Below are 13,667 nucleotides of genomic sequence, written 5' to 3'. Positions count from 1 at the left end.
GCTTTAGCCGGGAAAGCGTCGGTATTCACACCGCAAAATCGACGGTGTGCAGACGGGCCTCTTCCCGGCTGAAGCCGGTCCTACTAAGCATCGCGTGCATCCAGCGGGGGAGCGTATGAGCCCAGTTCCCGATCTCCCGCGAATTACTTCACGGTCACCTTTGAGAAATCCTGACGACCAAACGGGCTCACGCTATAACCCTCGACATTCTTGCGCAGCAGCGCATAGGCAGTTGGATGCGCAAGCGGCAGCCACAATGCCTGCTTCTGGATCTGCTCTTGAGCCTGGTGATACAGCTTGCTGCGTTGCGCCTGATCGGTCACCGCCTTGCCCTGGCTGATCAGCTTGTCCAGCCCCTCATCGCAGTAGCGCGCGAAGTTGGTGCCGGATTTGACCGCGGCGCAGGAGAACTGCGGCGTCAGGAAGTTATCCGGGTCGCCGTTATCCCCCGACCAGCCCATGAACAGCAGGTCGTGCTCGCCGGTCTTGGCGCGGCGGATCAGCTCGCCCCATTCAATAACTTTGATTTCCGCCTTGATCCCCACTGCGGCCAGATCGTTCTGCAGCAACTGCGCGCCGGCGTTCGGGTTGGGATTGAGCAAGCTGCCCGACGGCCGAGTCCAGATCGTCGTCTTGAAGCCGTCTTTCAGACCGGCCTTGGTCAGCAGTTCCTTTGCCTTCGCCACATCATGCTTGTAGCCAGGCAGGTCGCTGGCGTAGCCCCAGGTATTAGGCGGATACGGACCATTGGCCGGGCGCGCCGAGCCTTCGAATACCGCTTTCAGGTAAGTATCTTTGTCGAATGCCAGGTTGATCGCCTGACGCACTTCCGGTTTGTCCAGTGGCGGATGCTGGCTGTTGATCGCCAGGAAAGCGGTCATGAAGGCGTCAGTCTTTTCGACCTTCAGGTTCGAATCCTTGCCGGCTTCAGCAACATCCATCGGCTTGGGCGACAGGGCAACCTGGCACTCATTGCGGCGAATACGTTGCAGGCGAACATTGGCGTCCGGCGTAATCGCGTAGATCAACGCATCAACGGCCGGTTTCCCGGCGAAGTAATCCGGGTTCGCCTCGTAACGCACCACCGAGTCTTTCTGGAAGCGCTTGAAGATAAAAGGCCCGGTGCCAATCGGCTGGCTGTTAAGCTTCTCCGGCGTACCGGCCTTCAACAGCTGCGCGGTGTACTCCGCGGAATAAATAGAAGCGAAGCCCATGCTGAGCGTCGCCAGAAAGGTCGCATCCGGGTGGTCCAGGGTGATGCGCACTGTGGTGGCATCGGTCGCTTCGACTTTCTTGATCAGCGACGGCCATTGCATGGATTGCGCGTGGGGGAAGCCCTGCACAGCGACCTTATTCCACGGATTGGCCGGATCGAGCATGCGCTGGAAGCTGAACACCACGTCGTCAGCGTTGAGTTCGCGCGTGGGGGTGAAATAGTCGGTGTGATGGAATTTCACGCCGGCGCGAAGTTTGAAGTCGTAGGTCAGCCCGTCCGGCGACACACTCCAGCTCTGCGCCAGGCTCGGAACCAGCTTGGCGTCCTTGGCGTCATAGTCCACCAGGCGGTTCATCAGCACGTCGGCCGAGGCGTTGGTGGTGGTCAGCGAGTTGTACTGCACCACGTCAAAGCCTTCGGGGCTGGCTTCCGTGCAGACGCTCAGCGTCGTTGCCGCCTGGGCCAGCAGTGGTGTGGACAGGGACGCGAGCAACAGGGGTAGAACGGCTAGGCGCATGGCGATTTTCCTTTCAGAGAGAGCCCATCTGCCGGCGCAGTCTGGAGAGTCAGTAACCCTAGACCATCGATTGGCGCAGAACAATCGCTGCGGCGCGACGAGTGGTATATTTCCCGCCGCGCCTAACGCCGCTGGCGTTGCCGGGTGAAAGCCCTGGCTTTGTGACAGGCAATTCGTGGTTTGTGTTGTTGCACCGGGGGCTTTCTGGTATAAAGCAGCGCTCTTTTCTAGGGGCCCGCTGCCTTCACCTTAGGTGTGGCCGGTAAGACCCCTGAAGAAACGCGGCGCCTGGCGCCAAATGACTGAGAGATTAAGCGGCCAACCCATGCCGGGTTGGGCATGTGGTTTTAGAGGGCTGAGGCATGTCGAGAGTATGTCAAGTTACCGGTAAGGGTCCGGTAACCGGGAATAACATTTCCCACGCAAACAACAAAACCCGTCGTCGTTTCCTGCCAAACCTGCAGCATCACCGCTTCTGGGTTGAAGAAGAGAAACGCTTCGTACGTCTGCGCGTATCTGCTAAAGGCATGCGTATCATCGACAAGCGTGGTATCACGGTTGTTCTGGCCGAAATCCGCCGTGCTGGCGCGAAGGTCTAAGGGAGAAAATCATGCGTGAATTGATCCGTTTGGTGTCGACCGCTAACACCGGCCACTTCTACACCACCGACAAGAACAAGCGCACGACTCCGGACAAAATCGAAATTAAAAAATTCGATCCGGTTGTTCGTAAGCACGTGATCTACAAAGAAGCCAAAATCAAGTAATTGATTTCTGCCTCTTACAAAAAAGCCCGCAGCGATGCGGGCTTTTTTGTGGGTGAAATAAGGTGGGTCAACTAACAATCAGGCCTTCTGTTCAAACACCACATAGATCTTGCGGCAGGCCTCCAGCACCTCCCACGTGCCTGTGAACCCTGCAGGAATCACGAAGCGGTCACCCGCGCGCAGGGTTTTCGACTTGCCTGCTTCGTCACGGATGACCGAGACGCCCTGCACGATTTCACAGTACTCATGCTCGGTGTAATTTACCTTCCACTGACCGACTTCCCCTTCCCAGACGCCTGCATTCAGCTGCCCGCACGGGCTGTTGTAATGGTCGTAAACCGTCTGGTTCGGCTCGCCCTTGAGGATCTTTTCAGCAGCAGGGGTGAAACGCTCCGCTGCGGTAGTGGCTTCGCTGAAGTCGACGATGCTTTCGATGCTCATATCTGATTCCTGAAAGTAGGCGCTGCGTGATTGTTGCTTGCCGAGGGCCGGATGGAAAGCACAAGCAAGCCCGAACAGCTGTTGAATAAAATGCACGATCCGGCCAGATTTAGCCCGCTTCTGTCCAATATATTGGAAATCCGTCCAATGCTGGTTTAGGGTGGCGAATGCCTTCGGCCGATCCGATGACGCGTCAGGCCCTGCCCTGAAGCCCGATTCGAGTGCGAAGACGTGCCTATTTCATAAGAGGAGGACGTTTCATGACCACCCTGACTCATGCTGACTGGGAACAACGCGCCCAGGATCTGAAAATCGAAGGCCGTGCTTTCATCAACGGTGAATACACAGACGCCGCATCCGGCTCGACGTTCGACTGCATCAGTCCGGTCGATGGCCGCTTCCTCGCCCACGTCGCCAGCTGTGACGCCGCCGACGCGCAGCGCGCCGTTGAAAATGCCCGGGCTACGTTCAATTCCGGCGTCTGGTCGCGATTGGCGCCGGCCAAGCGCAAGGCAGCCATGCTTCGTCTGGCCGAGCTGATCAACGAGAACGTCGAAGAGCTGGCGCTGCTCGAAACCCTCGACATGGGCAAGCCGATCAGCGACTCCTATGGCATCGACATTCCCGGCTCCGCCCAGGCGTTGAGCTGGAGCGGCGAGGCCATCGACAAGCTGTACGACGAAGTGGCGCCGACCCCGCACGATCAATTGGGCTTGGTGACTCGTGAACCAATTGGCGTAGTGGCGGCCATCGTGCCGTGGAATTTCCCGCTGTTGATGGCGTCCTGGAAGCTGGGCCCTGCGCTGTCGAGCGGCAACTCGGTGATCCTCAAACCGTCGGAAAAATCCCCGCTGACCGCGATCCGCGTCGCCCAGCTCGCCATCGAAGCCGGTATTCCGGCTGGCGTGCTGAACGTGCTGCCGGGTTACGGCCACACCGTCGGTAAAGCGCTGGCGCTGCACATGGACGTCGACACGGCTGTGTTCACCGGTTCGACGAAGATTGCCAAGCAGTTGCTGATCTACTCCGGCGAATCGAACATGAAGCGCGTCTGGCTGGAAGCCGGCGGCAAGAGCCCGAACATCGTCTTCGCCGACGCGCCAGATCTGCAGGCTGCGGCGGAATCTGCGGCCAGCGCCATCGCCTTCAATCAGGGCGAAGTCTGCACGGCCGGCTCCCGTCTGTTGGTCGAGCGCTCAATCAAGGACAAATTCCTGCCGATGGTGATCGAAGCGCTGAAAGCCTGGAAGCCGGGCAACCCGCTTGATCCGGCAACCACCGTTGGCGCGCTGGTCGATACCCAGCAGATGAACACCGTACTGTCGTACATCGAAGCCGGCCACACCGACGGCGCCAAGCTCGTCGTCGGCGGCAAGCGCATTCTGCAAGAGACAGGTGGGACCTACGTTGAGCCGACGATCTTCGACGGCGTGACCAACGCGATGAAGATCGCTCAGGAAGAGATCTTCGGGCCAGTGCTCTCTGTGCTGACCTTCGATACCGCTGAAGAAGCCATTCAGATTGCCAACGACACGCCTTACGGCCTGGCCGCGGCGGTGTGGACGGCTGACTTGTCCAAGGCGCATCTGACCGCGAAGGCGTTGCGCGCTGGCAGCGTGTGGGTCAATCAGTACGATGGCGGCGACATGACTGCGCCGTTTGGTGGCTTTAAGCAGTCCGGCAACGGGCGAGACAAGTCGCTGCACGCGTTCGATAAATACACCGAGCTGAAAGCGACCTGGATCAAGCTGTAAGAGGCCGCGCGCGCTTCAACACTCAGTCGCTGTAAAAACCAACGCAGCCGGGCTTTCATCAAAGCCCGGCTGTTTTGTTTCGTCCTTTTGAGCCACAGGAGCGTGGTGATGCGTTGGGGTACTTATTTCGCTGTGCTGGCGTCGGTATTGAGCGTCGGTCTGGCGCTGGGCGTGAGCATGCCGCTGGTGTCCCTGCGGCTGGAGGCTTGGGGTTACGGTGCGTTTGCCATTGGCGTCATGGCTGCGATGCCGGCCATTGGCGTGCTGCTGGGTGCCAGCCTTGCCAGCCGGCTCGCTTCAAGACTCGGCACCGCCAACCTGATGCGGCTGTGCCTGTGGGCCGGGTCATTTTCAGTGGGTTTACTGGCGTTACTGCCCAATTACTGGATCTGGCTGGTATTGAGGCTGATGCTCGGGACGATCCTGACCATCGTCTTCGTGCTCGGCGAGAGCTGGATCAACCAGTTGGTGATCGAACGGCTGCGCGGCAAGCTGGTGGCGCTGTACGGCAGTTCCTACGCATTGAGTCAGCTGGGCGGGCCGGTGCTGCTGGGTTTCATTGGCACGGAAGCAGATTACGGGTTCTGGGTCGGGACCCTGTTGCTGGCGGTATCGCCGTTTCTATTGCTGGGCAGAACAGGCGCGCCGAGCGCGGAATCCAGCCATGTGACGCTGCGCGATCTCGGCGGCTTCTGTCGGAGTTTGCCGGCCATTGCGTGGGCCATCGCTTTATTCGCCGGGTTTGAAGCGATGATTCTGACCCTGCTGCCGGTGTATTGCCTGCAGCAAGGCTTCACGCCTGAAATCGCCTTGGCAATGGTCAGCACTGTGGTGGTGGGTGATGCGCTTCTGCAACTGCCGATTGGTGCGCTGGCCGACAGGGTCTCGCGTCGGCGGCTGTTTTCCGGGTGTGCGCTGGTGCTGATGGTGTCGAGCCTGGCGATCCCGCTGCTGGTCGACACAATCGCCATCTGGCCGCTGTGGGTACTGTTCGGCGCCAGTGCGGGCGGGTTGTTCACGCTGTCGCTGATTTTGATTGGCGAGCGCTACCGCGATGACGCTTTGGTGCGCGCCAATGCCCACGTCGCCCAGCTGTGGGGGATCGGTTGCCTGCTCGGCCCCTTGGCGGCAGGCGCTGGCAGCCAGTGGGTCAGCGGTCAGGCGCTGCCGTTGCTGATGGCGGCGGGGGCGCTGGGGTTGGTCATCCTGTCCCAGCGCCCCAAGGCCTTTGGAGCGCAGGCGGTGGCGGCTTAAAGCATCTTTTCCAGGCCGACCGCCGTGCTGAACCAGGCGTTCATCCGGCGCCACCAGTCGCCAGGCTCTTTGGACAGCGTGTGGATTTTGCCGTTGTCCTCGGTCACCCACACCAGCCGGTTGTTTTCCAGCTTGACCTGATAGCTGATGGCCGGCGCCATACCCTGAAGCGCCAGCTCGCGCAGGTATTCGGTCAGCTCGGGGCTGTCGACCAGCACGCCGACTTCGGTGTTCCACAGCACTGACCGTGGGTCGAAATTGAACGAACCCACGAACATCTTCTGCCGATCAAAGATCATCGCCTTGCTGTGCAGGCTCGATTCCGAGCCGCCCTTGATCAGGTTTGTGTGCAGAAATGCAGGTCCGCTGCCCTTGGCGTTGCTCGGATCGCCTGGCTGGCGGCGCAGTTCGAACAGCTTCACGCCGTGCTCCAGCAGTGCTCGGCGGTAGGGCGCGTAACCGCCGTGTACCGCCGGCACGTCGGTGGCCTCCAGCGAATTCGTCAGCAGGTTCACCGACACGCCTTTGTCCGAGAGTCCGGTCAGGTACACCAAGCCTTCCTGCCCGGGCACGAAGTAGGCTGAGATCAGCATCAGTTCCTTGTGCACGCCGCCCAGATCAGGACTCAATTGAGTCGCCAGCAGCAGATGCGGGTCGGGCTCGCCCCGTGACAGCACCTTGGTCGGCGCGTCCCACAACGCCTGGTTGTGCGCCCAGATCAGCTCATTGAGCCAGGTCTTCATGCGCGGGTGAGTCCGATAGTCCATCAGCCGTTCATACAGGGCCTTCTTCTCAACGTGGGCCTGATCCAGCGACTCGGCCAGCAGAGCGCGCGCTTTGGTCAGATCCTTACGATCGGGTGGCCAGTAGAGGAAGTCGTTGATCGGCTTGCTGAGCGCGCTGTTCCAGTACTGATCGAAGCTGTGACCCAGCTGTTCCGCCACCGGGCCCACGCTGAGCATGTCGATGTCGGTGAAATTCAGATTGGGTTCGGCGTCGAAATACTCGTCACCCAGATTGCGCCCGCCGACGATGGCCACGGCGCCGTCGGCCAGCCACAACTTGTTGTGCATGCGGCGATGCTGCTGGGACAGATTGAACAGCCGGCCCAGGTTACGGGTGGCGCCCATGCTGCGGCCCAGATTGAGCGGATTGAACAGGCGGATTTGAATGTTCGGGTGCGCAGCGAGTGTGGCGATGACTTCATCCAGCCCGTCGCTGGTGGTGTCGTCCAGCAGGATGCGCACGCGAACGCCGCGATCGGCAGCTTTGAGCAATTCGTCAACCAGTGCCCGCGTGCTCAGGCCGTCGTGAACGATGTAGTACTGTAGATCCAGGCTGGTTTTGGCGTTGCGAATCAGCTCGGCGCGGGCCATGAAGGCTTCGGTGCTGTTGGGCAGCAGGCGGAAGCCCGAACGGCCCTCGTGAGGCGCCGCCTGGGCCATGATCGAGCGGCCGAATGAAGACTGCGCCGCCGGCAGCGCCTGACTCGGTCCGTCAGGAGCGGGCGTGTGCGCACAACCGCTGAGGCCGAGGGCGAGAGCCAGGAGGAGGGGCACCGCCCGTAAGTTCGTCAACGCGGTCATCCGAAAATCAGTCATGGCGATATGACCGCGCTTTCTCCTAAAGGTTAAAAGCCGCAAAAGGTTAAAAGCTTCAAAAGGTTTAGCTGCAAAGGTCATGCAGGGTCGGTCCGCTGCATGAGCAGCGCCGTGGCAGCGCCGACCTTGCGCACCGCTTCCTCGATTTGCGCGGTCGGCTTGGCGGCGAAGTTCATGCGCAGGCAGTTTCTGTATTTGCCGGACGCCGAAAATATGCTGCCCACGGCGATCTGTACGCCTTGCCCCTGCAAGGCGCGGTTCAGGCGCAAGGAGTCGAAGTCTTCCGGCAGCTCGATCCACAGCATGAACCCGCCCTGGGGACGACTCACACGGGTGCCTTCCGGGAAGTAACGCGTGACCCAGCCGGTCATCAGGTCGCGACTGCGTTGGTACTGGCCGCGCATCCGGCGCATGTGCGGCTCGTAGTGCCCGGCCTTGAGAAAATCGGAAATCGCCAGTTGTGGCTGAGTCGCAGTGGAACCGGTGCTGATGTATTTCATGTGCAGCGCGCGATCAAGGTATCGGCCGGGCGCGACCCAACCGACGCGCAGGCCCGGCGCCAAGGTCTTGGAAAACGAGCTGCAGAGCAGGACGCGGCCGTCTTCGTCGAAGGATTTGATCGTGCGCGGGCGAGGGTAGGTGTAGGCCAGATCGCCATACACATCGTCTTCGATGATCGCCACATCGAAGCGTTGCGCCAGGGTCAGCAGTGCGCGTTTACGGTCCTCCGGCATGATGTAGCCCAGCGGGTTGTTGCAGCTCGGCGTCAGCTGTATGGCTTTGATCGGCCACTGTTCCAGCGCCAGCTCCAATGCGTCGAGGCTGATGCCGGTGAGCGGGTCGGTGGGGATTTCCAGGGCTTTCATGCCCAGCCCCTTGAGCGCCTGCATGGCGCCGTGAAAGCTGGGCGAGTCGACTGCGACGATGTCGCCCGGCTGGCACACCGAACGGATGCAGATGGCCAGTGCTTCCTGTGCGCCGGTGGTGATCACCAGATCGTCCGGATCGATGTTGGTGCCGGAATCCAGCAGCAGCCGCGCGACTTGCTCCCTCAGGCAGCGCCGACCGTGGATGTTGTCGTAATACAGCCCGGGCATGTCGGAGCGACGGCTGATTCTGCCCAGCGCCTGGGTCAGTGGCCGTAAGGTCGGGCTGGTGACGTCGGGCATGCCGCGACCCAGCTGAACCACGTCAGGGCTGGGTGCGGCTCGTGCCAGTTCCAGCACTTGATCCCACTGAGAGATTTCCACCGGGCGCTGGGCGGGGCGGCCTATCGCAGGCAGGGCGGGCGTCTTGCGGCCAGCCGGCACGAAATACCCGGACTTGGGCCGTGGCAGCGCGAGCCCGTTGTCTTCCAGCAATCGATACGCCTGCTGCACGGTGCTCAGGCTGACGCCGTGCTCAAGACTCAACGCACGCACCGAGGGCAGCCGGTCGCCGGGGCGATAAAAGCCGTTTTCGATGCGCGTGCCGAGCAATTCGGCGAGGTTGACGTAGAGGGTCATGGCGTACTCCCACAAGGTGATGCGATCGGTAGACCGATACAGATGTTGGGAAAATACAGCATTCAGCGCGAGAGGAAACCGATCTGTATGCAAAGAATAATAATTCTTTGGATCTGTAATGGTTTTCCATACAGACACATCATGAATCCACTCGAAACCCACCCTGAGGTGTCTGGAAATGAGCGGAATAAGTGATGTTCGGTTAACGCTGTATGCCGGTGAGCTGGTCCGGGAGCAGGACGGGAGCTCGCGCATTAGTGCGCCGGAAGGATTAGGGATATGGGGGCTGTTTCAGCATCGCCTGGCCAGTCGGCGCGCGTTATTAAAACTGACTGACGAGCAGTTGAAGGATATTGGCTTGAGCAGCGAGCAGGCGCGCCATGAAGGCCTCAAGCCGTTCTGGCGCGAATGAGGGCTGTGACGCAGTCAGCCTCACAGCGGCGAGTTTCGTTACACCAGTTCTTTGAAGCGGTGCCACAACATCCCCAGCGCCAATAGCGGCGAGCGCAAATGTTTACCGCCGGGGAAGGTGATGTGGGGGACTTTAGCAAAGAGCTCGAACCCGCCGCTGTGTTGGCCGCTGATGGCCTCAGCCAGCAACTTGCCCGCCAGATGCGTCGCGTTCAACCCGTGCCCCGCGTACGCCTGGGCGTAGAACACGTTTGGATGCGTGTGCAGTCGCCCGATCTGCGGCAAGCGATTGGCGCCGATGCCGATCATCCCGCCCCACTGAAAATCGATCTTCACGTCTTTGAGCTGAGGGAACACCTTGAGCATCTTCGGCTGCATGTACGCTGCAATGTCGCTCGGGTCGCGGCCTGAATAGTGACAGGCGCCGCCGAACAGCAAGCGTCGATCAGCCGACAGCCGAAAATAATCCACCGCCACACGCTGATCGCACATCGCGGTGTTGCGCGGAATCAGCTGGCTGGCGAGTTCTTCGCTCAGTGGCTCGGTGGCGATGACGTAACTGCCGGCGGGCAAGACCTTGCCGCTCAACTCCCCATCGAGCTCGTTGAGATACGCATTGCAGCCCAGCACCAGCGTGCTGGCGCGCACCCGCCCGTGGGCTGTATGAATGTTGACCTCTGTCCCGTATTCCAGCCGCGTCGCTGCCGAGTGTTCGAACACCTGCACGCCCAGTGACTGAGCGATGGCGGCTTCTGCCAGCGCCAGGTTCAGCGGATGCAGATGGCCCGAGCCCATGTCCAGCATCGCGCCGGCATAGTTGGGTGAGCCGATGACGCTGCTGAGGTTGCCCGCTTCAATCAGTTCAAGCGCGTGTCGGTAACCCAGGCTGCGCAGCTCTTCGGCGTCTTTGGCAAAGCCCTCGAATTCCTTGGGTTTGTTCGCCAGATCGCAGTAGCCCCAGGTCAGGTCGCAGTCGATCTGGTATTTGCTGACGCGCTCGCGGACGATTTCCACCGCTTCGAGGCCCATCAGCTTGAGCTGACGAACGCCGTCCTCGCCGATGACATTGCTGAACTGGTCCACGTCATGGCCGACGCCGCGGATCAACTGCCCGCCATTACGACCGCTCGCGCCCCAGCCGATCTTGTGTGCTTCCAGCAGCACCACCTTCAAGCCGCGTTCAGCCAGCTCGATCGCCGTGTTCAGCCCGGAAAACCCGCCACCGATGATGCAGACGTCGGTTTTGATCTCGCCGTGCAGGGCAGGGTGGTCAGGCTGAGCATGGCGGGTGGCGGCGTAGTAAGAGGCCGCGTGATCAGACAATCCGGGCTGGGGAGACCGAGCATTCATGTTGAATATCCCGAGAACACTGTTTGGAAAATTTTACGGAGGGTAGCGGGGTGAATGAATCCGGGCAAGAAAATGCCAGCGGACGATCACCCGGGTGTAAGTCCCGGAGGCGCTGGGGCACAATCAGCACCTTTCACAGGGGAAACTGCCGCGATGGGCTGCAACAGCGAGAAAATCCGCGATCTGCGGCGGCAGATTCCGTCGTTCGAATGCGTCCCGGGTTGCCACGATTGCTGTGGGCCGGTGACCACGTCGTCCGAAGAGATGTCGCGCTTGCCGCGCAAGACACCAGCCGAGCAGGAAGCGGCGCTCAACGAGCTGAACTGCGTACACCTGGGGCCCAATGGCTGCACCGTGTATGACGAACGGCCGCTGATTTGTCGCCTGTTCGGCACCACGAAAACCCTGCCATGCCCCAACGGTCGCCGCCCTGAGGTCCTGATTCACCCGCGCGCCGAGAAGCAGGTGCATGAGTTCATCGCCTCTACGCGGCAGGTCCTGGTGTAACGACGCCAGATGCCATCAATCTACTGCTAGTGTTCACTCCGGAATCGGCAGGCACAAACTTTCCTTCACCTCTTCCATCACGATGTAGCTCTTGGACTCCCGCACGTGGGGCAGCTTGAGCAGGATATCCCCCAGCAGCTTGCGGTACGACGCCATCTCGGAAATCCGCGCTTTCACCAGATAGTCGAAATCCCCTGACACCAGATGGCATTCCAGCACATGGGGCAGTTTGAGCACCGCGCGGCGGAATTCTTCAAAGGTGTCACCGGACTTGTAGTCCAGGCTGATCTCGACAAACACCAACAAGCTGGCTTTGAGGTTCTGCGGATTGAGGCGGGCGTTGTAGCCCATGATGATGCCTTCACGCTCCAGACGCCGGACCCGCTCCGTACACGGCGTGGTAGACAGCCCGACGCGTTCGCCCAGTTCGGTGAAGGAGATCCGGCCGTCGTTTTGCAGGATGCGCAGGATATTGCGGTCGATCTTGTCCAGCTCGCGTTTGGACTGGTGCTGGGTACGCATCGAAGAGCCCTCTGCCAAAGCGTCGGTTGCCGAGAAGAAATGCCGAATATAGGCGTTTATATAGTCAAAAGCACTGCTCACGCCTTTTTATACTGCGCACATCCTTGCTTAAAACTTGAAAACGTCAGCGGATATCCGCGATGAGGGAATCAACATGCGCGTTCTGGTCCTTGGAAGTGGCGTAATCGGTACCACCAGTGCGTATTACCTGGCGCGTGCGGGCTTCGAGGTGACGGTCGTTGACCGTCAGCCGGCCGCGGCCATGGAAACCAGTTTCGCCAACGCCGGGCAGGTGTCGCCGGGTTACGCCTCGCCATGGGCGGCGCCGGGTGTGCCGCTCAAGGCGCTTAAATGGTTGCTGCAGCGCCATGCGCCGCTGGCGATCAAGGCAACGGCCGATATCGATCAATACCTGTGGATGGCGCAGATGCTGCGCAACTGCACCCAGAACCGTTATGCGGTGAACAAAGAGCGCATGGTTCGCCTCTCCGAATACAGCCGCGACTGCCTTGATGAGCTGCGTGCCGAGACCGGCATTGCCTACGAAGGCCGCAGCCTGGGCACGACCCAGCTGTTCCGCACTCAGGAGCAACTGGACAACGCCGCCAAGGACATCGCCGTACTCGAACAGGCCGGCGTGCCCTATGAAGTGCTCGACCGTGAAGGCATTGCCCGGGTCGAGCCAGCCCTGGCCAGCGTCAGCAATATCCTCAGTGGGGCACTGCGTCTTCCGAACGATCAGACCGGCGACTGCCAGCTGTTCACCACGCGTCTGGCCGAAATGTGCGTGAAGCTGGGGGTTGAGTTCCGCTTCGGCCAGTCCATCGAGTCTATTGATTTCGCCGGCGACACCATCAAGGGCGTGCGCATCAACGGCACGCTCGAAACCGCTGACCGCTACGTGCTGGCGCTTGGCAGCTACTCGCCGCAACTGCTCAAGCCCCTCGGCATCAAGGCGCCGGTTTATCCGCTCAAGGGCTACTCGCTGACGGTGCCGATCACCGACCCAGCGATGGCGCCGACTTCGACCATTCTCGACGAGACCTACAAGGTCGCGATTACCCGCTTCGACAATCGTATTCGTGTGGGCGGGATGGCCGAGATCGCCGGTTTCGACCTGTCGCTTAATCCTCGTCGCCGCGAGACCCTGGAGATGATCGTCAACGACCTTTATCCTCACGGCGGCGACCTGCAGCAGGCCAGCTTCTGGACCGGTCTGCGCCCGACCACGCCGGACGGAACGCCGATCGTCGGCGCAACGCCTTACCGCAATCTGTTCCTCAACACCGGCCACGGCACGTTGGGTTGGACGATGGCCTGCGGTTCAGGCAGATTGCTGGCTGACCTGATCGCGCGCAAAACGCCGCAGATCAGCGCTGAAGGCCTCGATATTTCCCGTTACGGCAGTTCCAAGGAGATCGCAAAACATGTCCATTCAGCGCCAGCTCACCAATGAGCGCATGAGCCAGTTGGTCGTCCATAACGGCACCGTTTATCTTGCCGGGCAAGTGGCTGACGACATGGCAGCGGGGATTGAGCAGCAGACCCGCGAGACGCTTCACAGCATTGAGCGATTGCTGGACCTGGCCGGTACCGACAAAACCCGCATTTTGTCGGTGACGATCTACCTGAAAGACATCGATGCACACTTTGCCGGCATGAACAGCGTCTGGGACACCTGGCTGCCGAGGGGCCTTGCCCCTGCGCGTGCAACGGTTGAAGCCAAGCTGTGCGAGCCTGAGATTCTGGTTGAACTGTCGGTGGTTGCGGCGCTGCCGTAGTTCACCCACCTATATCCATCTATTGACCAACAAGAAGCCCCA

At 60.5% G+C, this 13,667-nt stretch carries 14 protein-coding genes; 8 read left to right on the top strand and 6 right to left on the bottom strand.

Features of this window, described 5'->3' with window-relative positions; all coding sequences use genetic code 11:
* Nucleotides 1–143 precede the first annotated feature (143 nt).
* Complete coding sequence (locus ABEH28_RS07510; RefSeq protein WP_346629526.1) at nucleotides 144–1,733, bottom strand: ABC transporter substrate-binding protein; 1,590 nt, start codon at nucleotides 1,731–1,733, stop codon at nucleotides 144–146.
* A gap of 362 nt (nucleotides 1,734–2,095) precedes the next feature.
* On the opposite strand from ABEH28_RS07510, the gene rpmB reads away from it, so the two are divergent.
* Nucleotides 2,096–2,332 (top strand): 50S ribosomal protein L28, encoded by a 237-nt coding sequence (gene rpmB / locus ABEH28_RS07505; protein WP_037016669.1) that lies wholly within the window; start codon nucleotides 2,096–2,098, stop codon nucleotides 2,330–2,332.
* Between the two features lie 11 nt (nucleotides 2,333–2,343).
* Complete coding sequence (gene rpmG, locus ABEH28_RS07500) at nucleotides 2,344–2,499, top strand: 50S ribosomal protein L33 (RefSeq protein WP_010225867.1); 156 nt, start codon at nucleotides 2,344–2,346, stop codon at nucleotides 2,497–2,499.
* A 78-nt stretch (nucleotides 2,500–2,577) separates the two neighbouring features.
* Here the strand turns inward: rpmG and ABEH28_RS07495 are convergent, their stop codons facing one another.
* Nucleotides 2,578–2,940: a cupin domain-containing protein gene (locus tag ABEH28_RS07495; protein WP_346629525.1), complete on the bottom strand. Its 363-nt coding sequence runs from the start codon at nucleotides 2,938–2,940 to the stop codon at nucleotides 2,578–2,580.
* Between the two features lie 260 nt (nucleotides 2,941–3,200).
* Here ABEH28_RS07495 and ABEH28_RS07490 point away from each other — a divergent pair, with 260 nt between their 5' ends.
* The gene (locus ABEH28_RS07490; RefSeq protein WP_282365378.1) at nucleotides 3,201–4,694 is read left to right on the top strand and encodes an aldehyde dehydrogenase; all 1,494 of its coding nucleotides are present in this window, start codon (nucleotides 3,201–3,203) and stop codon (nucleotides 4,692–4,694) included.
* A 108-nt stretch (nucleotides 4,695–4,802) separates the two neighbouring features.
* On the top strand, nucleotides 4,803–5,948 hold the full coding sequence (locus ABEH28_RS07485) for an MFS transporter (protein ID WP_346629524.1): 1,146 nt from the start codon (nucleotides 4,803–4,805) through the stop codon (nucleotides 5,946–5,948).
* Here the strand turns inward: ABEH28_RS07485 and ABEH28_RS07480 are convergent.
* Together ABEH28_RS07480 and ABEH28_RS07475 are read right to left on the bottom strand one after the other, a co-directional pair.
* Nucleotides 5,945–7,525 (bottom strand): phospholipase D family protein, encoded by a 1,581-nt coding sequence (locus ABEH28_RS07480; protein ID WP_346629549.1) that lies wholly within the window; start codon nucleotides 7,523–7,525, stop codon nucleotides 5,945–5,947. The genes ABEH28_RS07485 and ABEH28_RS07480 overlap by 4 nt on opposite strands.
* A gap of 101 nt (nucleotides 7,526–7,626) precedes the next feature.
* Nucleotides 7,627–9,054 carry a PLP-dependent aminotransferase family protein gene (locus ABEH28_RS07475; RefSeq protein WP_192171448.1) on the bottom strand — a complete coding sequence of 476 codons (1,428 nt, stop codon included), beginning with the start codon at nucleotides 9,052–9,054 and terminating at the stop codon, nucleotides 7,627–7,629.
* 178 nt (nucleotides 9,055–9,232) lie between these two features.
* On the opposite strand from ABEH28_RS07475, the gene ABEH28_RS07470 reads away from it, so the two are divergent.
* Complete coding sequence (locus tag ABEH28_RS07470; protein ID WP_346629523.1) at nucleotides 9,233–9,466, top strand: DUF1127 domain-containing protein; 234 nt, start codon at nucleotides 9,233–9,235, stop codon at nucleotides 9,464–9,466.
* Nucleotides 9,467–9,504: 38 nt separating this feature from the next.
* On the opposite strand, the gene ABEH28_RS07465 is transcribed toward ABEH28_RS07470, so the two are convergent.
* The gene (locus ABEH28_RS07465) at nucleotides 9,505–10,815 is read right to left on the bottom strand and encodes an FAD-binding oxidoreductase (protein ID WP_346629522.1); all 1,311 of its coding nucleotides are present in this window, start codon (nucleotides 10,813–10,815) and stop codon (nucleotides 9,505–9,507) included.
* Between the two features lie 153 nt (nucleotides 10,816–10,968).
* On the opposite strand from ABEH28_RS07465, the gene ABEH28_RS07460 reads away from it, so the two are divergent.
* Entirely contained in the window at nucleotides 10,969–11,322 is a 354-nt protein-coding gene (locus ABEH28_RS07460) for a YkgJ family cysteine cluster protein (RefSeq protein WP_346629521.1), read from the top strand.
* Between the two features lie 33 nt (nucleotides 11,323–11,355).
* Here the strand turns inward: ABEH28_RS07460 and dadR are convergent, their stop codons facing one another.
* On the bottom strand, nucleotides 11,356–11,844 hold the full coding sequence (gene dadR / locus ABEH28_RS07455) for a transcriptional regulator DadR (RefSeq protein ID WP_065988245.1): 489 nt from the start codon (nucleotides 11,842–11,844) through the stop codon (nucleotides 11,356–11,358).
* A gap of 154 nt (nucleotides 11,845–11,998) precedes the next feature.
* Here dadR and dadA point away from each other — a divergent pair, with 154 nt between their 5' ends.
* Together dadA and ABEH28_RS07445 are read left to right on the top strand one after the other, a co-directional pair.
* Nucleotides 11,999–13,300 carry a D-amino acid dehydrogenase gene (gene dadA, locus ABEH28_RS07450; protein ID WP_346629520.1) on the top strand — a complete coding sequence of 434 codons (1,302 nt, stop codon included), beginning with the start codon at nucleotides 11,999–12,001 and terminating at the stop codon, nucleotides 13,298–13,300.
* Nucleotides 13,272–13,625 (top strand): RidA family protein, encoded by a 354-nt coding sequence (locus tag ABEH28_RS07445; protein ID WP_346629519.1) that lies wholly within the window; start codon nucleotides 13,272–13,274, stop codon nucleotides 13,623–13,625. Before dadA ends, ABEH28_RS07445 begins: the two co-directional genes overlap by 29 nt.
* Nucleotides 13,626–13,667 lie beyond the last annotated feature (42 nt).

The sequence above is a fragment of the Pseudomonas sp. Ps21-P2 genome (genome assembly GCF_039672565.1).
Taxonomy (GTDB): Bacteria; Pseudomonadota; Gammaproteobacteria; order Pseudomonadales; family Pseudomonadaceae; genus Aquipseudomonas.
The sequence above is the reverse complement of the archived record's forward strand: the minus strand, read 5'-3'. Positions and strand labels throughout refer to the sequence as shown.